Origin of the sequence: Mesorhizobium sp. (assembly GCF_005063415.1) — a bacterium.
Classification (GTDB): domain Bacteria; phylum Pseudomonadota; class Alphaproteobacteria; order Rhizobiales; family Rhizobiaceae; genus Mesorhizobium.
On sequence record NZ_SUEG01000416.1, the window covers coordinates 1 to 244 of the forward strand.

General features: G+C 65.6%; 1 pseudogene. It reads right to left on the bottom strand.

The window, feature by feature from the left end:
- Positions 1-244, bottom strand: a pseudogene (locus tag E5W70_RS32865) (transporter); the annotation flags it as partial.

Consider the following 244-nt stretch of genomic DNA (forward strand, 5'->3'; position numbering starts at 1 on the left):
GGTCAATACCATCGACAGCGCGAACAGCAGCAGCGACACCAGTCCGGAGACTTCGTTGGCCGACGTCAGGAAAAGCCGGATCAACGCCGATGGCAGCATCATCCAGGCGATGATCGCCGAGGCCCAGTTGCTGGCCACGACATAATGGACGAAACGGCCGCCGACGCCGACCCGCGGCGCCACCAGGGCGAGGCCTATGAGCGGCAGCACCCAGGCGCCGATATCGACGGTGGCCAGGCGGATC